Genomic DNA, 21,023 nt, shown 5'->3' on the forward strand with positions numbered 1-21,023 from the left:
TCGAACGGTATCTGGTCGCGGGGCGGCAAATCAATGTAGTTCGGACAGGATCGGTGATCATGGCGATAACACAAGCGCTCCATGCGGAGCATGCTGCACGGATGCCGGCGAGCGTCGGCGCTATTTGGACCAAATGGCTCAGGCAAGAGGATCTGCGCCTGCTGACCGAGCACCCGCTGCTCGTGGCGCTGGAAGATGGAACGGCCAGCCTCGAACTGCTCAAGCGCCTGCTGGCTCAGCACAGTCATTACTCGCGCCATTTCACGCGCTATCTGTGCGCGTTGCTGGGACAATTCGGCGATGCACGCAGCATTCGCGCGCTGCTCGCGAATCTACGCGAGGAAATGGGCGTGGACGAGGATGGGCAGGACACGCATGCGGAGATGTTCCAGCGCAGCCTGCGGCTCGTCGGCGTCGATCCAAACCAAGAAGCGGCGTTGCCCGCGACAGCGCAATTGAGATCGTCGATGCTGGCGTACTGCAAGAGCGCCGATCCAATGTGCGGTCTCGCCGCAATGTGCTTGGGGGCGGAGGCCATCGTGCCGCTCATTTACGGCCCCATCTTGCACGCGTTGCGCCGGTTCGGGTTCGGTCCCGAGGCGACGGAATTTTTTCGGCTGCATATCGAGGAAGACGAAGAGCACGCGATCACGATGCTGCGGATGATGGAGGAGATCGTGAGCGAGCACCCCGCGCGCGGCGAAGTGGGCGTGGCGGTCGGTAGCGAGATGATCCGGCGGCGTGTCGAAATGCTCGATGCCGTGTGGACGTCCGCAGCCGCGCCGATGCCGGCGGCGCTCAACCGATCGCACAACTCGTCGGACTTCTGGCGCGTGCCGAGCAGCTTGACGGCCAATATTCCGATCCGGCTGAGTCACCCCGACGTCATGGCGGTCTCGAGCGCGGCCGACCATAAGTTCTCGGGCGAACGTAAGCATCGAGTGCATATCGTCGATTTGCCGAGCCATACGATCAGCATGACGATAGGGCATCTCGAGATCGGCGAAGCGACTGGCGCCCATCGGCACAACTACGAGACGCTTATCTACGTGCTGCAGGGCATCGGCTCGTCGGTCGTCGGCGACCGCGTGGTCGAATGGAAAGCGGGGGATGCCTTTTATATCCCGCCTTGGGCCGTGCATCGGCACCAAAACAGCGCGAACCAAGAGTGCATCTATATCGCCTGCGAAAACGCGCCGCTATTGCAGAACTTGGGCGGCATTGCGCTGCGCGAGGAGTTGAGCGAGTTCAACGCAGTTTGAGGCGGCCAACGGCTCGCGTCGTTTTGATAGATCGGTAACCCAATTCGATATGGAGGATGGCATGTCACAGGACCAATGCTTGGAAATCAATCTGATCGAGTCGCCGAGCGTGACTGCGACCGAGGTTGCCGAGCTGTACCGGTCGTCGGGAATCAGGCGGCCGGTCGACGATCTCCCGAGGATCGGAGCCATGTTGCGGCACGCGAACCTGGTCGTCGGCGCCTATCAGGATGGAAAGCTCGTGGGCCTCGCGCGTGCGGTAACCGACTTCAGTTACTGCTGTTATCTATCCGATCTCGCCGTGTCGAAGGAGCACCAGAAGCAGGGTATCGGCAAGCAACTGATCGGATATATCCGCGAGAGACTGGGGCCTCAAGTGATGCTGCTGCTCTTGGCTTCGCCCGATGCCATGACCTACTACCCGGGGGCGGGTTTCACGGCGGTCGATAACGGTTGGATTATCAAACGCACGAGCTGAACGACCCCATCGCCACCTGAGAGATCGAACTATCGTGCGTAACTATCGAGTTGCCATTGTAGGTTTTGGGCCACGCGGCTTGAGTCTTCTCGAACGCCTAGCCGCCGCGTACCGCGGTCTAGCGCCGGGCTTTGCGTTGGCGGTCGATCTGGTCGATCCGGGCGCGCCGGGCCAAGGCGCCCACCCGGCGGGCCAACCCGATCATCTACTCGCGAACACGGTTGCCGGTCAGGTGACGATGTTCACCGACGACTCGGTTCGCGGCGCGGGACCGATCGAGCCGGGACCTTCACTGCTGGAGTGGGCGAACGCGGCCGGCTACCGTAGATTCGGGAACACGTTCAAGCAAGCGCGGGCGGGCGGCGCGGCTATCGAAGAAAACGACTACCTGCCCCGCAGCTTGCTGGGACGCTACTTCAGCGACGTGTTCGATCGTCTCGTCGAAGGACTGCCGCCCAATGTCGTTGTGACACACCACCGCTGTCTTGCGAAAGACGTGCATCGGTTAGCGAACGGCCACTACGAAGTCGTCCTCGATTCCGGCATTCGCCTCGATGCGAATCACGTCGTAATCGTGACCGGGCATGGCGACAACGATCTGAGCGAGGCGGATAGGCATCTCCTAGACCGCGCGCAGGCGTTGCAGTCCGTCAATCCGCGGCTGCGATTCATTCCGCGCGTGAAGCCCTTCAGCGTATTGCAATCGATTCCCGGCGACGCGATCGTCGGCATTCAGGGAATCGGGCTGACCGCATACGACATCATCGCCGACCTGACGATCGGGCGAGGCGGCGAGTTTCATGCGCAAAGCGATGGACGTTTGCGTTATCGCGCAAGCGGTCAGGAGCCGAGACTCGTCGTGTTCTCGCGGCAAGGGATTCCCTTCTGTGCGCGCGCAACGAACGAAAAGGGCGTCGGCGGGCTTTATAAGCCGCGATTTTTTACTCGGTCTTGGATCGATGGCATTCGCCGCGACCGATATCGTGAAACCGGCAGCGAGCAATTGGATTTCGAGCGCGACCTGTGGCCGGTCCTGGTCAAGGAGATGTGCTTCGCGTATCGGCTGAGCGAAACGGGCGAGACCGAGGCGCTCGATTATGAACCGTTGCCGCGTCACCGCGCGATCATCGAGCGCCTCCTCTTCCCATTCAAAGGAAAGACATTCGATACGAGCGAAGCATTCGCGGCGGCGGTCAAGCAACACGTCGAGGACGACGTCGCACATGCCCGAGGCGGGAACGTCAGCGATCCCGTGAAGGCCGCGACGGATGTATTGCGCGACGTACGCGATTATCTACGCTATGCCGTGGACTACGGCGGATTGACGGAGCAAAGCCATCGCGCGTTTCTCAACGAAGCGGTGCCGAATATGTATCGCCTCTCGGCCGGCGCGCCGAAGGAGCGGAACATGGAATTGTTGGCCTTGTTCGAGGCCGGCTTGCTTTCGTTTGGACCGGGGCCCAACGCGCAATTGGACCTCGACGAAACTCGCGCCTGCTTTGTGCTGCATTCGACGAGGTTGACGGAACCGGCCAGCCGGACATTCGACGTACTCGTGCGGGCGCGGACCGATTGCGCGGTCGAGCTTGGCGGACAGACGTCGCCCTTCCTGCGGAACCTATTGGATGGCGGCATGATTCGGCCGTTTAAGAACGGAGCGTTTTTGCCGGGCGGGCTGGACGTCGACAGTTCGCAAAACGTGGTCGATGCACACGGGCAGGTCCAAAAGCGCGTCTGGGCGCTCGGTATTCCGGCCGAAGGTCCGAACTTTTGCACCTACGTGTTGCCGCGCGTGCAGGTGAACTCGCGCTTCCTACAGTTTTCGGGGCGTTGCGCCGTCAGTATCTTGGCCGATATTCAGGCGCAAGATGCCGCGCTCGATCGAGAGACGCGCTATGCGGAGGACTTGCGCGTATGAACGACGTCGATCTGACTGAAATCAGCGCAAGCGACCTACTAATGCATTTCGAACAGAAGCGGCTGTCGCCGGTTGAGGTGACGCGCGCCGTTCTCGAGCGGGCCGACCGCGTGAACCCTATCCTCAACGCGTTTCGCTTGATCGATCATGAGCGCGCGTTGGATAGCGCGAAGGAAAGCGAGGCGCGTTGGCTGCGAGGCGAACCGCTCGGCCTGCTCGACGGCGTGCCGGTGTCGATCAAGGATCTGATTTTGACGAAAGGCTGGGCGACGTTGCGCGGCAGCCGGACAATCGATCCGAATCAAGCATGGGATGTCGATGCCCCTTGCACGGCCCGTCTTCGCGAAGCGGGCGCGGTCCTATTCGGAAAAACCTGCACGCCCGAGTTCGCATGCAAGTGCGAAACCACCTCGCCGTTGACGGGCATTAGCCGCAACCCGTGGAATCGCGATAAAAGCCCGGGCGGCTCATCGGGTGGCAGCGCCGCGGCCGTTGCCGCGGGCGCGGGGCCGCTATCGGTTGGCACCGACGGCGCCGGCAGCATGCGCATTCCCGCCGCCTTTTGCGGCACCTTCGGTATGAAGCCCAGCTTCGGTCGGGCACCGACCTATCCCCCTTCGGCATTCGCCTCGCTATCGCACATCGGGCCGCATACGATGAGCGTTGAAGACGCGGCCTTGTTGATGAATGTCCTGAAGCAGCCCGATGCACGCGACTGGGCGGCATTGCCGTTCGATCCGGCCGACTATCGCACGGGCCTCGGCGACGGGATTCGAGGGGTGCGGGTCGCCTATTCGCCGACGCTAGGTTTCGCGAAGCATATCGATCCGCAAGTGGCCGCCGCCGTGCGCCGGGCCGCGCTTGAATTCGAAGCGCTGGGCGCGCGCGTGGAGGAGGTCGATCCCGGGATCGAAGATCCCATCGACCTGATCGCCGGGCTTTGGTTTTCGGGAATGTGGGCGGCATGGCAAACGCTGACACCAGAGCAGAGGGCGCTTACCGATCCCGATGTCGCGCGTCAAGCCGAATTGGGGGAAGCGATGACGATGGCGGACCTCTTGCGGATTCAGCAAGCGCGGATGGTTTTGGGTTCGCGGATGCGGCAATTCATGGCCTCGTACGACCTGATCTTGACGCCCACGGTGTCTATCGCGGCATTCGACGCGACGCCGTCGGGAGCGCCGATGTCCGCTCGATCGCTGCTTGGGTGGACGCCTTTTAGCTATCTCTTCAATCTGACTCATCAACCCGCCGCATCGATCCCGTGCGGGCTGACGAGCGCGGGGCTGCCTATCGGCTTGCAAATCGCGGGGCCTATGTTCGGCGATGCGCTCGTCCTGCGGGCCGCGCGCGCTTATGAGGCGAGCAATCCGATTCCTCGACCGCCGAAGCACATCGAGCCGGAAACGGCCGCCGGCGTTTAACCAATGCAAGCAAATGGGGATCATGAGCTATGCGAGATGCCGATACGTACCAGCGGGGACTTGAGCGCATTGCCGAGCTGGACGACGACGTGGACAAGCGAGTCGAGCGATTGAACGGCATTCACCCGGATCTCGGTCGATACGTGATCGAATTCGGTTTTGGGGAAATTCTTTCGCGATCCGGTTTGACGTTGCAGCAGCGCGAGCTTTCGACGGTAGCTGCATTGACGGCGATGGGGGCGATCGCGCAACTGAAGGTCCATGTGGCGGCGAGCCTGAAAGTCGGACTCAGCCGAGGCGAGATCGCCGAGACGATCATTCAAATGGCGTTTTACGCCGGCTTCCCGGCGGCGCTCAACGCGATGAATGCGGCTAAAGAAGTGTTCGAGCAGCACCATGAAAGCTGATTCGGAACGTTCGGCATCGTCCTTTGGCGGGCTCGACGGCAAGGTGGCGGTCGTGACCGGCGCGGCCAGCGGCATCGGGGAGTCCATTGCCCGCGCGTTGGCGAAGGCAGGCGCCGCGGTAGCCATTGCGGACCGCAATTGGGCTGGCGCGAACGCGATTGCGGACGAGATCGCCGAGGCGGGCGGCAAGGCGCTCGCCGTCATGATGGACGTGACGGACGAAGATGCTGTGAACAGCGCCATCGACCGGGTCGCGGCTACCTTCGGCGCAATCGATATTCTCGTGTCGAACGCGGGTATTCAAATCGTGAGCCCGATCGACCAATACGCGTTCGCCGACTGGAAGAAGATTCAGGCGATCTACGTGGACGGCGCCTTTCTGACCACGAAGGCCGCACTAAAGTACATGTATCAGGGCGATCGAGGCGGCGCGGTGATCTATATCGGCTCCGTTTACTCCCACGAGGCGTCGCCGCTGAAGTCCGCTTATGCAACGGCCTCGCATGGCGTGCTCGGTTTCGCGCGCGCGGTCGCCAAGGAGGGGGCGATGCACAACGTACGCGCCCATGTCGTATGTCCAGGCTTCGTCCGCACGCCGCTGCTCGACAAGCAAATTCCGGAACTCGCCAAGGCGTCGGGTCTGAGCGACGAGCGCGTCGTCAAGGAGATGATGCTTTGCGACACGGTGGACGGTGTGTTTACCACGCTGGACGACATCGCCCGGACAGTCCTGTTTCTTTCATCGTTTTCTAGCGCCGCGCTGACCGGGCAATCGGTCCTCGTGAGCCACGGTTGGCATATGCAATGACGGCGCGGATCCATTCACGTTCAGTTTCGAGCCGTTCCAGCAAATCGATGCGTCACCGTTAATCAAAAAAGGAGAAGAGAAAATGCCCAAGGCTTACTGGATTACTCAATACCGCGCCATTACCGACCCGGACAAGTTCACGGCGTACGCGAAGCTTGCGGGTCCGGCATTGACCGGTGCCGGCGGCACGTTTCTCGCGCGTGGCGCACCGGTTAAAGTTTTCGAAGCAGGGCTTGATATACGGACAGTTCTGGTTGAATTCGCATCGCTCGATTCCGCCGTTGCCGCCTATCACAGCCCAGCGTACCAAGCGGCGCTTCGAGTTCTGGATAATGGCGCGGAGCGCGACATTCGCTTTATCGAAGCGGCCGACGCTAGCGCCGCCACGGCGGGGGCGCGGCCTGATGGGTCGGCCGCGTAATAGAGTCTTTATTCAATCCGCGATGCCGACGCCCGTCAGTTTTCGCATGGGCGCGGTTCTTGTCGCAAATCGGCGTGTATTTTGGGTATGATGCGCAAGTCATTTGAGCCATTGCGCATTCAGATTCGATCAATGTCGTGCGTCGCCGCGATGTTTCATGGCGCTCGGCCGGCGCCATGAACCGCTTCCTCAATACTAAAGTGAGACGATCGATGTCCAGCCCAGGGAAAGGTGGCAATTTGAAGACGTTGTCTTCGAATATGGCGATGCTCTTATTCGCGGTCGTGATTGCGTCGTGGGGCACGATGTGGGTCGTGATCAAGGTGATCGTGGCCGAGGTTTCGCCGCTGTGGGCCATTGCGATTCGCAACGGTGCGGCCGCGGTGGGACTGGCCTTGATACTGAAGTTGACGGGCCGGTTCATCGTTCCGCGCCGAGGCGATTGGCCCATCGTATTGGTCATTTCGCTCATGCATATGACCGCCTTCGCCGTATTGATGACGATCGGATTGAAGTACGTGCCCGTCGGCCGCTCGGTCGTGCTGGGCTATACGACACCGCTTTGGGTTGCGCCGGCCGCTTGGCTCTTTCTGAAGGAGCCGATGCCTGCGCGGCGGATCATTGGCGTGTTGATCGGTCTTTTAGGGACGGCGCTGCTGTTCAAACCCGCCTCGCTCGATTGGCACAATCCGCATGCGGTGATCGGTAATGGCATTTTGCTGATCGCCGCACTGTGCTGGTCGGTGAGCATTCTCTACACGCGTGTCCATCGCTGGGTATCGACGCCGATTCAATTGGTACCGTGGCAAGCGTTCATTTCCGCGATCGTTTTGGCGGTGCTTGCAAGCGTTCTCGAGGGACGACCGCATGTGGTGCCGAGCGCGAAACTGATTTCGGCGTTTGCCTATTGCAGCATCGTCGGCGTGGTCATCGCTTACTGGGCGATGACGATCGTGAACAGCAGCCTGCCCGCTACGACGACTTCGCTCGGCGTGCTCGCGACGCCGGTGGTGGGTATCGTCGTTTCGGCGATTGCATTGGGCGAGAAGATCGACACGGGACTGGTCATCTCAGCCGCGATGATTATCTTCGGTATCGCGCTGGGGACGACGGCCGGCACGGGGCGGCGAACGCCGGCGGCGATTGCGCCGGTAACGGCGGATGCGAAGGAGTAGGTGTTTTTTTGGAGGATCGAGGTCGATCGTCGCTACGGCAAGGACGGCGGCGACATTCCGGCCCACTGTTGCGCACAAGAGCGATTCGATATCATCCGCCCAGTCGACCGTGTCGATCCCGAACAAAGTTAGCGAGCGAATTCCCCCCTTCAAGCAAATGCCGAGAAAGGATGGCGCACCCGCCCTCGATATCGCGCGCGCGGCAGCAGGCTAGCAAGGCGCGGTGTTCGCTGTCCGACTTTGCCGAGTAACCCAGTTGGCTCATCAGCAGGCGTAGATAGCGATCGATCGTAGTGTTGAGCGAAGTCAGCAGCGATTTGGTGCGTTGCCGCTCCACGCCCGAATAGAGTTTCAGATGGAACTGCAGATTCAACGCGCCGGTATGCACCGGCGAGGGATGAGTCTCGATCTGGGCCTGCAGCAATTCGGCTTCTTGCAAGGCGGATTCGGATAAATTCGGGATCGAAAGCTGCAACAAGGTAGGTTCGATCTGTGCCCGTAACTCGTAGATCTCGACGATATCGTCCGGTGAAAGCGTCGCCACGACGGCGCCCTTGCGCGGCTGAAAATCGACAAGTCCTTCGGCTTCCAACTGACGGAGCGCCTCGCGAACGGGCATGCGGCTCAGATCGAGTTTCTTCGCGAGTTCGTCTTGACGCAATGGCATGCCGTCGGGGAAGCTGCCGTTCAAAATGCGCTCCCGAATAACGAGCGCCGCATACTCCGTGGCGGTCCGATAGCCTCGTTGCTCCTCCGGGTGCAGTTCCGAGACATTGGAGGGTTCTTGCATGGCAATGAGGAATCCAGAATCCAGATAGTGCCCGAAAGATACACTGGCGCACCCCCCGCATCAAGAACGTGGTCCTTGCAATCGCGTCAGGATGGCCGTCTCTTGCGCCTCGCGCCGAATCAGTCTGCGGCGCTAGCGGGATGGCCCGAGCACGCGAATAGGACGAGCCCGGCACTGATGATCGCGATGCCGGCGAATTCGGCGATATTCGGCATGGCGGCGCCAATGAATATCATCTCGCCGAGTAGCGCCAGAGGCACTTCGGCCGCCTGCGTGGCATCGACCGCCATGAGTCCGATCGGTTGCTGGTTGAGGTTGCGTGCGTAGAGAAACAGCGGCGTCGCGATGCAGCCCGAGAGCAGCGCCACCAGCGCCGTGCTGAGAAGCTCCGACGTTCCCGGTAGGCTCACGCCCCCGAACAGCAGGACTGCGCAGAAGACCGGGAGTGCGCCCAGCGTCAGCAGCAGCACGCAGGCGGCGGGGTCCGCCAGCACCTCCCCGATGGCTGTGTCGGCATTCGTCCGCTTGAACTGCCAGATCATTTGGTTACCGAGCGGGTAAGCGAACGCCGCCACCACGACAGGAAGGCTGTTCAGCAGAATTTCGCCGGGCGGTGCGCCGGCGGATAGGCGAGTGATCTGGATCAGACAGACGCCGGATGCGACCAGCAGCAAATAGCCGAGGCCGCGCCGCGTGACGGGATGCCCGAACGCCCGCAGGACCATCGGCGTGGCCAGCATCGTAATCTGCCACGCCGAGGCCACTACCCAGCCGGGGGAATAGCGCGCGGAAAAGCAGATACCGGTATAGAACACGCCGTATCCGACGCCGCCCGATATCAGAAAAAACAGCGGCCGGCTGGCGAACAGGCGACCGGTGCGCGCCAAAAAAGGCACCCCCCGCCGCAGGGCGAGCCACAGCGCGAGCACCGGCACCATATAGAAAAAACGCAGCGCGGCAGTCCATTGCCAGCGCCCGCCGACCGTACTGACGAACCGGTTCAGAAAGAAGGTGGAGGAGAACAGGGCTGCCGCGAGTACCCCCAGCGCCACGACCGCCAGCATCGAGCTTCTTTCGTTGGCAAAGGCCGCCGTGGACCGACGCGTTTCGCCGCGGCCCGTTCCTAGATCCATCGCTTAACCCGGTTGTAAAAAGTCATGACTGCCGATAGTCTATCGGATAAGATCGATTGGATCCAAAAGACAAAAAGATTACATGGGCGCCGTCCCCTGCTCATTGGGGTTCCCCACCATGTGCTAGGTGAAAACATTGATGAACCTGGGAGTGGTTGCAGCGTCAGCGCCCGAGCCGCCGAGCGGCAAAAACAGCAAGCGGGCGCTGAATCGCGCAGATCCGGCCAGCCATGCCGAGTTGCCGTCGCTCGTATCCATCTCCTGTGTCTCGCCCCCTTCGACATCTTTGATGGCCGCCTCACCGCGCATCGCTGCGGCGATACCGGACGCGGCTGCATTTACAGTTGCCGGTTCTGCGGGGAAGGCAGCGCGGTCACCGGCGCGCCAACGGATCTTGCGAATAGTGGGGGCCGGCTGTATCGGCAACTACAAGATGCCGGAAGACGAGAACCGCGATTCATTTGCGGGCCGCGATTTCGAATGCGGCGCGGCCGCCGGAGTGCACAAAAAAGCGTAACAGCCTCTCGCCGCGCGTAAGCCTCGGACGCGCGGATTTTGGGCCGGCCAGTAAGGCGGCCGTTTTTTAAGAGGCTTGCCTCCCATATGGGAAAAGAACACCGGTGTCGTCGCCGACTTCGAAGGCAAGCGTCTGACGACGGATAACTGGCAACCCGCCTGACAAAAACGGAGGTGCGTGAACCATGTCCCAGCGAATGTCGACCGGCCAGGGCGGTGCCGTCCATCGGCTGGGCAGCTATGGCTGCCTGGCGCTTGCGATGACGCTGACCGGTGTTTACGTCAGCGTATGCAAGCCGCTCGGAGCCCAGTTGCCCATTTTCCTGCTGGCGTGGCTGCGCTTTTGCATCGCGGCCGTGGCCGTATTGCGCTGGCTGCCGGCGCCGGCGGGCACGCCGCCGCTGTCGTGGAAATCGCGGGGACTGCTGTTCCTCCAGTCGTTCTTCGGCAACTTCCTCTTCACGATCTGCATGCTCTACGGACTGCGGCTGACCTCGACCGTGTCGGCCGGCGTGATCCTCGCGTGCATTCCAGCGGCGGTGGCGTTGCTCAGCCGGGTCTTTCTGCGAGAGCGCATCGGCAGCCGGATGCTCGCCAGCATCGCGCTGGGCGTCGCCGGCGTCGCCATCCTTTCGCTGGCGCAGGCGCGCCAGGAAGGGAGCGTTGGCGCTTCAGGGGCCGGCCATCTCGCATGGCTCGGCAACTTGCTGGTGCTCGTGACGGTGTTGTGCGAGGCGGCGTATGTCGTGATCGGCAAGAAGCTGACCGAAAACGTGTCGCCCAAACGGGTGGCTGCCTTGATCAACCTGAGCGGGCTGGTGCTGTTCACGTTGCCGGGTTTGTATCAGGCGCGCGGGTTCGATTTTGCGCGGATCACGCCAGACCTTTGGGCGTTGCTGGTGTTCTACGCGCTCGCCGCGAGTATCGTCTGCGTGTGGCTTTGGATGACGGGGCTGAAAGGCGTACCCGCTTCGCAAAGCGGTGTGTTTACCGTCATGCTGCCGGTTGGCGCGACGCTAACCGGCGTGTTGTTCCTCAACGAACGATTCACGGCCCTGCATCTCGTGGCGTTCGCGCTGGCGATTTGCGGTCTGCTCATGGCTACCACGCGGCCAGCCGCATCGAAGCTGCGCGGGGGACACGCGGCATCGTGAGGAGATTGGGGTTATGACTCGGAGAGGGGAGCGAAATTTGCCCCGGAGTCCATGGGTAGTCGGATCCGGTGGCGTTGCGCTGTGGACCGCCGCATTACTCGGCGTGTTGTCTGGCGAGCCGAGTGCAGCTTGGATCTGTGCATAGCAGGTGGCGTTTTCCGCACTCGGTGGATGGCAGGCCCTAAGGTTGCCCAGGCCCAGTGCTACGTGTAGGAATGGTTGACGTTTTAGTTAATTTGACATCTCACTGCGCACATGCCCGGCGCCTTCGCTCCCGGTGCATGCCGTTGCGCCGGGATCTCGCTGTGTTTTGCCGTTAAGGCAGACGTTCAAGTCGGATGCGTCGCTAATGCGCCCCCTTCACCGCCAACCACTTGCGTAACGCCTCCCACGCCCTCAACTTCTCGGCATAAGGCACGGCCGCATAAGCTGGGCTGCTCGACGTCAGCCTGATGAGGTCGAGCGATATACGGCGGTGTTGTTGGTCACAGCAATTCGAAACGAAACAGTGGGACATTGGTTTTCATAAACTTCGACGACACCGGCGAAGCTTTAAACTATTTGCGGTCGCACAGGCGCTCGGCCGTGCGGGTGCATGCTTCTCCAAGATTCCGTCTTTCAACGCTCATCCACCCGTTCGGAGGACGCTCGCGGAACGTATCGCAATGGCCTCCTGGTCGATTCGGCAGTCATCGCGTCCAACTGGTCTTCGATGCAGTGTGCGCATGGCCCTGCATTGAGCGGGTCGTCGCTCGACAGTACGTCGCGCAGCAGGCTGCGGCCGACTTGCGTCGACATCTCCTCGACATACTGCGCCAGCCGGGTCTCGATGTCCCGTCAACGTATCCGTGCCCGGCGGCAAGTTGTCGGGCAGCAGATGCTCGAGGACCACATCGGACAGCAACTGCGGCAGGTCACCCCAGGGCCGGTAGCAAGATGCCCTGTCACGATGCAGCGACCGGCGCAGCGCATTCCTGCTTGGCGGGACATGCAGGGAAGCCGTGCTCAAATGCATCGGCCGCGGGCTGGCTCGCGACCCGAAGTGCATCAAGGTATTCATCGACGACGGCGGCGTGAGTGACTCCGTCGCTCTCGAGTATTCCGCAGGCGGTGAGCGGATCGAGACCTACCGGATCATTGTGCAACGCCGGGTGCCCGGTATGGTGCGCGTGATGGCCGTTCGCTTCGCAGCTTCGCATGTTCGAACATAACTTCTTGCCGGCTCGTATCCGCCGCCCCGCGCCCGGTACATTGGATGTCACCAGCGTCCACGGAGCATCCCATGTCCTCGCTCACGATTTCTCCCCAGAATCTCGATACTGGCTACGGCTTCGATTCCGCATCGGCGAGCCAGCAATCGCAGCAGTTGCAGCAATTCCTTCTTCAATTGATCAGCGAACTCGCGCCGCTGTTGCTTGCCGCAACGCAGTCGGGAGTGTCCGGAAGCGGCGGGAGCGGTGGCGCGGGCGGCTACGGGGCGGGTGGCGCGGGTGGCTTTTCGCCGGACGCCGTTCCCGGATCGTCCGCGCCCGCGCCCACGCCGCCGGTGACGGGCGCCACGGGTGCGGCGGGCTCTTCGGCCGTCTCACCGCCCGTCACTCCGCCCGTCGGCGGCTTATCCGACGCGTCGACGTCTTCGAGCCCCGCGTCCTTGAGCAATAATGCGGGCGGCGTGGCGCAAGCCGCCGCTATCAGTGGCGTGAGTCCCGCGTCGACGCAGGTTCTCAATACCGGGACCGGCAACGACAAGACGTTCAACGTCACCAACAATACGAGCCGGCCGGAATCGTTCACCTATTCGGTTCAAGGGAACAACAAGGCGACGATGACGTTGCAGCCGGGGCAAACCGGCACATTCGTCGCGGGTTCCGGCGATATCGGCGTGAGAATCTCGCCTTCCGATGCGAACGGCAACACGCACCCGAACGAGGTCCTCTATGAGGATGGCGGCGCGGATAACGGCCAGGCGACGGGCGCAGGCAATCCGGACGTGAGCAAGGTGGACGGCAATAAGGATTTCGACGGCAATGCGATGAATATGACAGTCACGTTGTCGGACGGCCGCACGGCGGGCGACGGCGATGCAATTCGGCCCTACATGTACTCAACCGACGACGCGGCCGCGATGGGCCTCGCCGGAGACCCGAGTAAGACAGTCAACGTCGTAATGTCGGACGCTCGGTAACACCGGAGCCTGCGTCCAGATTTTTTGGTCCGAAGCCAGGCGCTAATTCGCCGTTGACGAGAGCGGCGAAGACGAGCCGAATACCGCGGCCACTCCCGTGCGGTGTCCACCGCGTGGAGCGCCGCACGCACTGCGGGATCGCGATAGTCGCCATGCACGAGCGCATGCGGCGGTAACTGGCGAACATCGACACATTGCACGGAATAGCCTCGCTCCCCGTACATATCCGTTCCGGCAGAACACCTTGAGTGAAATTGGCGGATTAAGCTGCCGCCCGGGTGTCGATCGTCGCTTCGTAGAGTTCCCGGAAGTACATGGCCAGGATGGTCTGGATGTCGTCGAAATAGCGTAGGACCTTCTCGACGTCCGCTTCCTCGCGGATCAGGTAGCGCAAGATGCGCCACATTTCTCCCGCATGATCGTCGCCGACATCGGTGTTGATGTGCGCAAGCTCGTCCAGTATGGCGGACAGCGCGGGCAGTTGTCCGGCAATTTCAGAAATTGGCACTTTCCAGAGGGCGTTCAGAATGAAGATGCCGCGCTCCGAATCGGGGAGCCGGGTCCGGACACGCACGGGCATCTCGACGATGTCGGGTCGGGGCGTGAGATGCTCGACGCAGATCTCTTCCAGTACGCGGTTGCGCTCGCCGTAGCGGCTGAAGAACACGGTGCCGTACGTTCCGCTTAAAAATCACAGAGAACGGTACCTGCCATCCCTCCCATCCCTCCCGACCTTCGACAGGGACAAAATAAATTTACGGGTAAACGTAAATTCGTATGAAGAATTCTTCCTCGATGCCGTTATCCCGATAGTTGAAGGTCTCATAGCGTCCTTGGCGAGCCATCTCAGCGCAGAGCATGAGGCCGGGTGTCAAACGTTTTCTCGGGTCGTGGAAGCCAGCAATGAACATCGGAAACATGAAACTCGGCGCCAAGCTAATCGGCGCCTTCGTCCTCGTATCGGTCATCAGCGCGATCGTCAGCGTAATCGGCATTCGCAGCATGGGACAGATCAGCGCGAACGCGGACGCCACTTACCGACAGGATCTCGTCGGGCTTAACCTGATCCAGCAGGCGAACGCCGATGTGCTGAGGGCTGGCACCTATCTGCGCAATGCCATTCTGGCTGCCACGGTCGAGCAACGGACTGCCTCCGTCGCCCAGGCCGAGAAAGCCATCACCTCGGCGCGCCAGCATCTGGATCAGGCCGAACCGCTTGTCTATACCGAAAAGGGCAAGGCTACCTTCGCCGATCTGGACCAGAGTTGGCGCGATTTCATCCAGGCCTTCGACGGAATGAAAGGCCGGCTCAATGCTGCTGGCCTACAGGACCAGGCTGCGCTCACCAACTATCTGCTGGGCGAATATCACGACAAGGGCTTCAAGACGCTGGTTCTGATGGGCACCCTCGTCGCCGTCAAGCAGAGCGATGCGCAGACGACGGCCGGAAACAACGACAAGGTGTACGACGACGGTCGCAACCTCATGCTGGTGCTTGTGGTTCTTTCCGTGCTGATCGGTATTGGAATTGGCGTTTGGGTTGCGCGTAGCCTGACACGACAGTTGGGCACCGAGCCGGCGATTGCCGTCGATCTCGCCAGAAGCGTGGCAGCCGGCGACCTCGGCGTCGCCATCGATCTCCGCCCAGGTGACACGAGCAGCCTGATGGCCTCGCTGATGGCGATGCGCGATGCGCTGTCGCGGGTCGTCGCGGACGTCCGCGAGAACGCCGAAGGGGTGGCGACCGCGAGCGCCCAGATTGCACAAGGGAATCTCGATCTGTCGAGCCGAACGGAAGAGCAGGCGGCATCGCTCGAAGAAACTGCCTCGAGCATCGAGGAACTGACGGCTGCCGTTCGCCACAACACGGACAACGCGAAGCAGGCCGCAACGCTCGCCGGCACGGCGTCCGACGTTGCGCAGCAAGGCGGTGAAGTCGTGAGTCGAGTTGTCGAGACGATGCGCGGCATCGCTGCTAGTTCGACCAGAATGTCCGAGATCATTGGTGTGATCGAAGGTATCGCTTTCCAGACCAACATCCTCGCACTTAACGCTGCAGTGGAAGCGGCGCGTGCTGGTGAAGAAGGGCGAGGATTCGCCGTCGTCGCAGGTGAAGTCCGCGCACTCGCGCAGCGCAGCGCCAGCGCCGCCAGGGAAATCAAGGATCTGATCGCCGACTCTGCGGGCCGGGTGGAGGCAGGTTCGGCTCTCGTCGCACAGGCCGGCGACACGATCAATGAAATCGTCGGGTCGGTGAAACGTGTCACTGACATCGTGAGTGAAATATCGTCGGCGTCTCAAGAACAGAGTGCCGGTATCGAGCAGGTCAATCTGGCGATCAATCAGATGGACCAGGTGACCCAGCAGAATGCATCGTTGGTTGAACAGGTCTCCGCGGCGGCTCAATGGGTGGCCCAACAGGCCCAAGGCCTGCGTGCGGCGGTGGCTTTCTTCAAGGTCGATCAGCGGCGCGTATCGGCATCGCCGGCGAACACACCGCGGATGGCATCAGTGCGAGCACAACCGAGCACTTCCGCGGCGTCTCCGGCCAAGTCCTTCAAGACCAAGCCGTCGCCGCGCGTCGCCCAGGCACAAAGCAACGCCGTTGCTGCTCGTATCGATGAGACTCCCGACTGGCAGACGTTTTGAACCGGACAGTGCGTTCACGCAGAACAACAATCAGCAGTCTCGAATGAACCGAGGTTCGCAATCGTGCGAATCGAGGAAAGCGTAGTCATGGGCGGAGACACGGGCTTGGTTGTATAGGCCCGACGACGCAGCACGGAACGCGACGGCAGACCTTGTGCCGTGCGTTCAAGGTTATCTCGTTGCTAGCTCAACTAGTTTGCCGATGACGCTGCCGTTTCGAAGCGGCGCGCGGCGAATGGGTGATGGATAGCGAGATCCGATTGACGCTCTCTGCCCGGATCAGACTCGAAGACTATGGAATCACATGCTCCCCTGAACGTATCGAATGCGGTTGTAGCCGCATTGGAAGCCGCGAAGATCGACCATGTCTTCCTTGTGCCGGGGAAGATGATCTACCCGCTTCTGGAGGCGATCGCAAGATCGCCGTCCATCCGCGGAATTGTTTGCGCCCACGAGACGGGTGCCGCTTTCATGGCTGACGGATATGCACGCAGTAGCCGGAAATTTGGCGTATGCATGGCGATTTCCGGACCCGGGACCATGAATTTTGTACCCGGCATGGCGGCGGCCAACGCAGATCGAATTCCCGTGCTTTATATCGGCGGCGGCGTGTCGTCGCGGGCGGAGGGAAAGGGCGCATTTCAGGACGCGACGCTAGGCGGCATGTTTGAAAGCGGAGTGGTAAGAGGGCTGATAGGCACCGCCGTTGAACTGAAGAACAAAGAAAATCTTCGTGCCGAAATGCGTCGCGCTCTGGACGGGTTGAACTGGATGCGTCGATCACAGTCCTTTTTCACCATTCCCGTCGACATCCAAAAAGAGGGTGTCCCACCCGGTCAGCCGGTGTCCCGGCAAATGGTCGGCCAGCACGAGTCCAATGCCTTCGGGGCTCCGGCGAACGGCGAGGCGTTGGAAGCGCTGTGCGAGCAGTACTTGCTCAAATCGAAGAAAGTCGCTTTCCTGATCGGCAGTCGAGGAAACGACCCGCAAACAGCAAAGTTCCTGCTTGAGGTAGCCGAGAAATTCTCCGTTCCCGTTGCGACCACGCTATCGGGAAAGGGAGCGTTTCCCGAGACCCACGTTCTTTCGCTCGGTGTTTATGGATTCGCGGCTCATTCACGAGCTGTTCGCGTGATCAACTCGGACGAACTCGACGCGCTCGTTGTGTTCGGCAGTGACCTGAATCAGCGCGACAGCATGAATTGGACCGAAAAGCTAAGCGCAGGCAAAGAGTTGATCGTTTTCGACGACAGCTTCGACGCCCCTGCGATGGGGCATATCGCGAGCAAAAGAATTTTCTCGGGAATATGTGCGGCCTTTCGCTTCCTGTTGCAGATCGACGCAAAACGAGACGACGACTTTAGCACCGCGTTGAATCGTCGGAGAGCATGGATCGCGGAAGTTGGTCAGATCCCGCTGTACGATCCTCGGTTCGAACAACGAGATATGCGAAGGTCAGCCGGCGGGCTGTCGCTTTATCCAGGCGATGTCGTCAAGCGTTTGTGTCAACTCTTGCCGAAGGACAGCAACGTCGTCGTAGATTCCGGCGCTCACCGAATATTCATGGCGCATTACTGGATTTCGTCGGGCATCGGCAACTATTTTTCGTCGAGCTCGCTTGCGCCAATGGGATGGGCGATCGCCGCCGGCATCGGTGTCAAGCTTGCCTCGCCGGAGCGCCCTTGTGTCGTGGTGACCGGAGACGGATGCATGCTCATGCACGGGATGGAGATTCAGACCGCCGCGCGCTACGAGGTGAAAATCCTTTACGTCATTCTGAACAATTCCGCGCATGGCGCAATCCATATCGATGCGATCAGCAAGGGCTCCATTCCGGAGCAATTCAGCAAGCTCCCATCCCACAGTTGGGCGGCTTTTGCCGCTTCGCTGGGCGTCGCGGCGCGAAGGGTCGACCATCTCGACGAACTGGAAGATGCGCTGAACGAAGCGTCACGGTTGAACGGGCCGTTCGTGCTCGAAGTGCCGACCGGCGTTTTTGCGGCGCCGAATCGGTACTATTCGGAATGTGAAACTTGTTCGTGGGTACGCGATGGGGTGGACGCCTCGACCCTATGACGCTTGCAAAGCGCCTGTAGAGCAATAATCTGAGCGATGCGGTGGCCAACATGCGCAGACGCAAGATCCCGCTCAAAACCCATAGAACATTCCGCTGGGCAATATGAACGCGTAGATGGCGGCTGTGAAGGGTGATACGAGGGTTGGTCGGCCAATCCGGGTGCCTGATTAGACAAGTTCTTGCGGGGCATAGGTACCTCAGATTCCTTGAACTGAAGTATGGCTATTCGCCTATAATAATTCCTATTGCAAATCAATAAAGGACGCCGATCATGACGGTGGAAACGAGAACGCTTACGGCGCAAGTGCCCGTCGAACTGGCGCAGCAAGTGGATGCGCTGTCCGACCTGATCGAACGCCCGAAGCAATGGATCATCAAAAAGGCGTTGATCCAATACCTCGCACGCGAAGCGGAGAAGCGCCGGCTGATTCAAGAAGGGCTGGACGACGTGACGGCAGGACGCACGATCACGATGCAGCAGGCTCGGGCATGGGCTGAAAGCCTCGACACGGACGACGAGCTTCCCCTCCCGACGCCGAAAGGTAAGGCATGAGCATCAAAGTCGTACCGACCAGCAAGGCCATGTCGGACCTGCAAGTCATCCGGCAGCACGTCAAGACGTACAACGACGCAGCGACCGCGCGCAAGACTGTGAACGCGCTGCTCGACGAAGCGGAACGGCTAGGGCAGGACTTCTTCCACCGGCTGGGCGAAGAACTCGACGGGTACGACGACCCACCGCGCGACGTTCATCGGTGGGTGTGTCTCGAAGGGAGGTATGAGCTTCATTACGAGGTGCTTCCGCCCTACGCGGACGAACCCGCCGCCATCGCGATCTTGCGGGTGTGGGACACCCGGCAGGACCGATAGACCAAGGGGCGGAAGCACCTTTTTGCTCCGGGGGGCTGTACGCGCGCGGGAGACCGTGCGTGATGATTTAGGTGCAAGGCACCTTGATGGGGGGAAGTGTCACCTTCAGGCATAAAGGAGCCGGGTATTTCCGGCATATAGGCGCCAGTAAAAGTGGGTAGAAACGAGCATCTTTGCGGTTCAAGAATGGGCCGTTTAGGTGGCATTTGCAAGGTTCAAGTGATGCTCCGGAAGGTGCCTTGGGCTTCGATAGAAGTGACCGTCGAATACCTGGCAGTAAGCGTTCTGACGCAATCGGTCGAGCGTGGCCGAGGCGAGCAATCGATTGGCCGGAAACGCTTGATCCCATTCGGTCAGATCAAGGTTGCTCGTGACGATGGTGGAGGCCGCCTCGTAACGCTCGGCGATCAGTTCATGCAGATCCTCGTCGGCGGGCGGACGCAGCGGCTTGAGCCCGAATGGACCGGCCCCCCGAAAGTCCGGACACAGTCTCCCACTTACAATAGCGGGTAGGCATACGACTGCGTTTTTGACTAACAGCAATCAAGAAGTGATGGACGCGTTGGCGGGGCCCGAGCGCCGGCGGCGGTGGTCGGTAGAAGAGAAAGTCGCGATGGTCAGGGTCGGGAGGCAAAGTCAATCTGTGGGGCATCAACAAGCGCGGCGACACTTATCTGCGCACGTCGCTGGTTTACGGTGCGCGCAGTGTGTTGGCAAACGCTAAAGATCCCGGTCCATGGGTTGCGCAGATCAGAAAGCGGCGGCCGCCGAATGTCGTGATCGTTGCGTTGGCCAACAAGATGCACGAACGGTCCGTAAGGCGTAGGTCTGGCGCTCGCAATGGACGGTTACGCTCGTTCAGAGTTGCGATGCAGCGATCGCCTATGACGAACCCATCGCGCAGGGCGCGAAGGCGGGGCTGCCCGCCTTCTGCCAACTGGTGTCGTAAGCTTGGCGGCCGTAAGGCGGACGCTAGGTCCGTGCGATTACCGATAGTATGTGAAAGTGCATCCCTCCCGGGATGAACCTCCCCATTTGAACGAGGGCGACGGGGCTTGAAAATTTCAAGCAATCGCGAATGCAAATCTCTCGTGCAGGATAGGCTGTCGCCGGCATTTGTGCACCATGCGTTCCACGTAGGTGGCGCGAGTCCGAATATCTAGGCGCGCGACCGTGACTGGGCGATCGAAAGTACAGGAATAAATGAGCAACTGGAAAGAAAATCTCGGCAGCCGTGCCGTGCGGGTCGCCTTGGTTCACCCGAAGAGCTTCTTCGTCGGGGCTATGACTGCTACGGTTGTGATCGGGGGCCTTATCGGCAGCGCACCACGTTGGGTGCCTTTGGTCGGCGGGCCGTTTGTTTGGATGACTGTGTCCGGGCGCGACGCACTTGAGAATGATGTTAAAAATTGGCGATCGCGCGCTTCCGATCTTGAAAAAGCGCGCGATGACCTGATCGAGAAGAACACGGCACTACAGGCGAAGCTGGCGACTGGGCTTGACCGGCGGCAAGCATGTGACCGATTGGAACGCGAAATATCCGCGAAGGAGGCGCAGATTTCTACATTGGGCAAAGCACGCGAGGATGCCGTCGTTCGCACAGCACCCCTCTCAGTGCCACTCGACGGCTCGCGCGCGAATTATGCCGATGCCAGAACCCCCGAAACTGATCGTTACGACGCGGATATAAGCCTGCTTAATTCATCGCTGCAGGCGCTGCGTGAGCGTGCAACGCAGAACTGCATTTAGCTCGATT

21 protein-coding genes and 1 pseudogene are annotated in these 21,023 nt (G+C 60.8%); 18 read left to right on the top strand and 4 right to left on the bottom strand.

Annotation, left to right across the window (positions count from 1 at the left end):
* The first annotated feature begins 59 nt into the window (after positions 1–59).
* The 8 genes from DXT59_RS30920 (at position 60) to DXT59_RS02225 (ending at position 7,893) form a co-directional block, all read left to right on the top strand.
* Positions 60–1,262 (top strand): iron-containing redox enzyme family protein, encoded by a 1,203-nt coding sequence (locus DXT59_RS30920; protein WP_205417360.1) that lies wholly within the window; start codon positions 60–62, stop codon positions 1,260–1,262.
* Positions 1,263–1,323: 61 nt separating this feature from the next.
* A complete protein-coding gene (locus DXT59_RS02195; RefSeq protein WP_116135328.1) occupies positions 1,324–1,740 on the top strand; it encodes a GNAT family N-acetyltransferase in 417 nt (138 codons plus the stop codon).
* Positions 1,741–1,774: 34 nt separating this feature from the next.
* Positions 1,775–3,658, top strand: a complete 1,884-nt coding sequence (locus tag DXT59_RS02200; RefSeq protein WP_275895756.1) for an FAD/NAD(P)-binding protein — start codon at positions 1,775–1,777, stop codon at positions 3,656–3,658.
* Complete coding sequence (locus DXT59_RS02205) at positions 3,655–5,082, top strand: amidase (RefSeq protein WP_116135301.1); 1,428 nt, start codon at positions 3,655–3,657, stop codon at positions 5,080–5,082. The genes DXT59_RS02200 and DXT59_RS02205 overlap by 4 nt, the downstream gene beginning before the upstream one ends.
* 29 nt (positions 5,083–5,111) lie before the next feature.
* Positions 5,112–5,489, top strand: a complete 378-nt coding sequence (locus DXT59_RS02210; RefSeq protein ID WP_116135302.1) for a carboxymuconolactone decarboxylase family protein — start codon at positions 5,112–5,114, stop codon at positions 5,487–5,489.
* Positions 5,479–6,297, top strand: coding sequence for a 3-hydroxybutyrate dehydrogenase (locus tag DXT59_RS02215; RefSeq protein ID WP_116135303.1), 819 nt, complete (start codon positions 5,479–5,481; stop codon positions 6,295–6,297). Before DXT59_RS02210 ends, DXT59_RS02215 begins: the two co-directional genes overlap by 11 nt.
* An 82-nt stretch (positions 6,298–6,379) precedes the next feature.
* Positions 6,380–6,718, top strand: a complete 339-nt coding sequence (locus tag DXT59_RS02220) for a DUF1330 domain-containing protein (protein WP_116135304.1) — start codon at positions 6,380–6,382, stop codon at positions 6,716–6,718.
* A gap of 239 nt (positions 6,719–6,957) precedes the next feature.
* Positions 6,958–7,893 carry a DMT family transporter gene (locus tag DXT59_RS02225; RefSeq protein ID WP_162877910.1) on the top strand — a complete coding sequence of 312 codons (936 nt, stop codon included), beginning with the start codon at positions 6,958–6,960 and terminating at the stop codon, positions 7,891–7,893.
* A 91-nt stretch (positions 7,894–7,984) separates the two neighbouring features.
* On the opposite strand, the gene DXT59_RS02230 is transcribed toward DXT59_RS02225, so the two are convergent.
* The gene (locus DXT59_RS02230; protein ID WP_116135306.1) at positions 7,985–8,683 is read right to left on the bottom strand and encodes a GntR family transcriptional regulator; all 699 of its coding nucleotides are present in this window, start codon (positions 8,681–8,683) and stop codon (positions 7,985–7,987) included.
* 119 nt (positions 8,684–8,802) lie between these two features.
* Positions 8,803–9,747 carry a multidrug resistance efflux transporter family protein gene (locus DXT59_RS02235; protein WP_162877911.1) on the bottom strand — a complete coding sequence of 315 codons (945 nt, stop codon included), beginning with the start codon at positions 9,745–9,747 and terminating at the stop codon, positions 8,803–8,805.
* 208 nt (positions 9,748–9,955) lie between these two features.
* On the opposite strand from DXT59_RS02235, the gene DXT59_RS30425 reads away from it, so the two are divergent.
* The 4 genes from DXT59_RS30425 (at position 9,956) to DXT59_RS02260 (ending at position 13,671) form a co-directional block, all read left to right on the top strand.
* Positions 9,956–10,333 (top strand): hypothetical protein, encoded by a 378-nt coding sequence (locus DXT59_RS30425; protein WP_162877912.1) that lies wholly within the window; start codon positions 9,956–9,958, stop codon positions 10,331–10,333.
* Positions 10,334–10,517: 184 nt separating this feature from the next.
* Positions 10,518–11,486, top strand: a complete 969-nt coding sequence (locus DXT59_RS02245; RefSeq protein WP_240324363.1) for a DMT family transporter — start codon at positions 10,518–10,520, stop codon at positions 11,484–11,486.
* Between the two features lie 1,001 nt (positions 11,487–12,487).
* Positions 12,488–12,697: a hypothetical protein gene (locus DXT59_RS02255; RefSeq protein ID WP_116135310.1), complete on the top strand. Its 210-nt coding sequence runs from the start codon at positions 12,488–12,490 to the stop codon at positions 12,695–12,697.
* 71 nt (positions 12,698–12,768) lie between these two features.
* The gene (locus DXT59_RS02260) at positions 12,769–13,671 is read left to right on the top strand and encodes a hypothetical protein (protein WP_116135311.1); all 903 of its coding nucleotides are present in this window, start codon (positions 12,769–12,771) and stop codon (positions 13,669–13,671) included.
* A 262-nt stretch (positions 13,672–13,933) separates the two neighbouring features.
* Here the strand turns inward: DXT59_RS02260 and DXT59_RS31035 are convergent, their stop codons facing one another.
* Positions 13,934–14,338 (bottom strand): hypothetical protein, encoded by a 405-nt coding sequence (locus DXT59_RS31035; protein ID WP_240324364.1) that lies wholly within the window; start codon positions 14,336–14,338, stop codon positions 13,934–13,936.
* Positions 14,339–14,574: 236 nt separating this feature from the next.
* On the opposite strand from DXT59_RS31035, the gene DXT59_RS02275 reads away from it, so the two are divergent.
* The 4 genes from DXT59_RS02275 (at position 14,575) to DXT59_RS02290 (ending at position 19,267) form a co-directional block, all read left to right on the top strand.
* Complete coding sequence (locus tag DXT59_RS02275; RefSeq protein ID WP_116135312.1) at positions 14,575–16,320, top strand: methyl-accepting chemotaxis protein; 1,746 nt, start codon at positions 14,575–14,577, stop codon at positions 16,318–16,320.
* Between the two features lie 294 nt (positions 16,321–16,614).
* A complete protein-coding gene (locus tag DXT59_RS02280) occupies positions 16,615–18,396 on the top strand; it encodes a thiamine pyrophosphate-binding protein (RefSeq protein ID WP_116135313.1) in 1,782 nt (593 codons plus the stop codon).
* 272 nt (positions 18,397–18,668) lie between these two features.
* Complete coding sequence (locus DXT59_RS02285) at positions 18,669–18,950, top strand: CopG family ribbon-helix-helix protein (RefSeq protein WP_116135314.1); 282 nt, start codon at positions 18,669–18,671, stop codon at positions 18,948–18,950.
* Positions 18,947–19,267 (top strand): type II toxin-antitoxin system RelE/ParE family toxin, encoded by a 321-nt coding sequence (locus DXT59_RS02290; protein ID WP_116135315.1) that lies wholly within the window; start codon positions 18,947–18,949, stop codon positions 19,265–19,267. Before DXT59_RS02285 ends, DXT59_RS02290 begins: the two co-directional genes overlap by 4 nt.
* Positions 19,268–19,462: 195 nt before the next feature.
* On the opposite strand, the gene DXT59_RS02295 is transcribed toward DXT59_RS02290, so the two are convergent.
* Positions 19,463–19,810 (bottom strand): ATP-binding protein, encoded by a 348-nt coding sequence (locus DXT59_RS02295; protein WP_275895757.1) that lies wholly within the window; start codon positions 19,808–19,810, stop codon positions 19,463–19,465.
* 74 nt (positions 19,811–19,884) lie between these two features.
* On the opposite strand from DXT59_RS02295, the pseudogene DXT59_RS02300 reads away from it, so the two are divergent.
* Both DXT59_RS02300 and DXT59_RS02305 read left to right on the top strand, forming a co-directional pair.
* A pseudogene (locus DXT59_RS02300) lies at positions 19,885–20,070 on the top strand (transposase); the annotation flags it as partial.
* Between the two features lie 400 nt (positions 20,071–20,470).
* Positions 20,471–21,016 (top strand): hypothetical protein, encoded by a 546-nt coding sequence (locus DXT59_RS02305; protein WP_116135316.1) that lies wholly within the window; start codon positions 20,471–20,473, stop codon positions 21,014–21,016.
* Positions 21,017–21,023: the final 7 nt, after the last annotated feature.

The sequence above is a fragment of the Trinickia diaoshuihuensis genome, assembly GCF_003390925.1.
GTDB classification, from domain to species: domain Bacteria; phylum Pseudomonadota; class Gammaproteobacteria; order Burkholderiales; family Burkholderiaceae; genus Trinickia; species Trinickia diaoshuihuensis.

Excerpts from the sequence above, each read along its gene's own strand:
- DXT59_RS02275 (WP_116135312.1), top strand. The coding sequence starts at position 14,575 with ATGAACATCGGAAACATGAAACTCGGCGCCAAGCTAATCGGCGCCTTC.
- DXT59_RS02285 (WP_116135314.1), top strand. The coding sequence starts at position 18,669 with ATGACGGTGGAAACGAGAACGCTTACGGCGCAAGTGCCCGTCGAACTG.
- DXT59_RS02220 (WP_116135304.1), top strand. The coding sequence starts at position 6,380 with ATGCCCAAGGCTTACTGGATTACTCAATACCGCGCCATTACCGACCCG.
- DXT59_RS02245 (WP_240324363.1), top strand. The coding sequence starts at position 10,518 with ATGTCCCAGCGAATGTCGACCGGCCAGGGCGGTGCCGTCCATCGGCTG.
- DXT59_RS02260 (WP_116135311.1), top strand. The coding sequence starts at position 12,769 with ATGTCCTCGCTCACGATTTCTCCCCAGAATCTCGATACTGGCTACGGC.
- DXT59_RS30425 (WP_162877912.1), top strand. The coding sequence starts at position 9,956 with ATGAACCTGGGAGTGGTTGCAGCGTCAGCGCCCGAGCCGCCGAGCGGC.
- DXT59_RS30920 (WP_205417360.1), top strand. The coding sequence starts at position 60 with ATGGCGATAACACAAGCGCTCCATGCGGAGCATGCTGCACGGATGCCG.
- DXT59_RS02235 (WP_162877911.1), bottom strand. The coding sequence starts at position 9,747 with ATGCTGGCGGTCGTGGCGCTGGGGGTACTCGCGGCAGCCCTGTTCTCC.
- DXT59_RS02280 (WP_116135313.1), top strand. The coding sequence starts at position 16,615 with ATGGAATCACATGCTCCCCTGAACGTATCGAATGCGGTTGTAGCCGCA.
- DXT59_RS02290 (WP_116135315.1), top strand. The coding sequence starts at position 18,947 with ATGAGCATCAAAGTCGTACCGACCAGCAAGGCCATGTCGGACCTGCAA.
- DXT59_RS02195 (WP_116135328.1), top strand. The coding sequence starts at position 1,324 with ATGTCACAGGACCAATGCTTGGAAATCAATCTGATCGAGTCGCCGAGC.
- DXT59_RS02205 (WP_116135301.1), top strand. The coding sequence starts at position 3,655 with ATGAACGACGTCGATCTGACTGAAATCAGCGCAAGCGACCTACTAATG.
- DXT59_RS02305 (WP_116135316.1), top strand. The coding sequence starts at position 20,471 with ATGAGCAACTGGAAAGAAAATCTCGGCAGCCGTGCCGTGCGGGTCGCC.
- DXT59_RS02230 (WP_116135306.1), bottom strand. The coding sequence starts at position 8,683 with ATGCAAGAACCCTCCAATGTCTCGGAACTGCACCCGGAGGAGCAACGA.
- DXT59_RS02215 (WP_116135303.1), top strand. The coding sequence starts at position 5,479 with ATGAAAGCTGATTCGGAACGTTCGGCATCGTCCTTTGGCGGGCTCGAC.
- DXT59_RS02210 (WP_116135302.1), top strand. The coding sequence starts at position 5,112 with ATGCGAGATGCCGATACGTACCAGCGGGGACTTGAGCGCATTGCCGAG.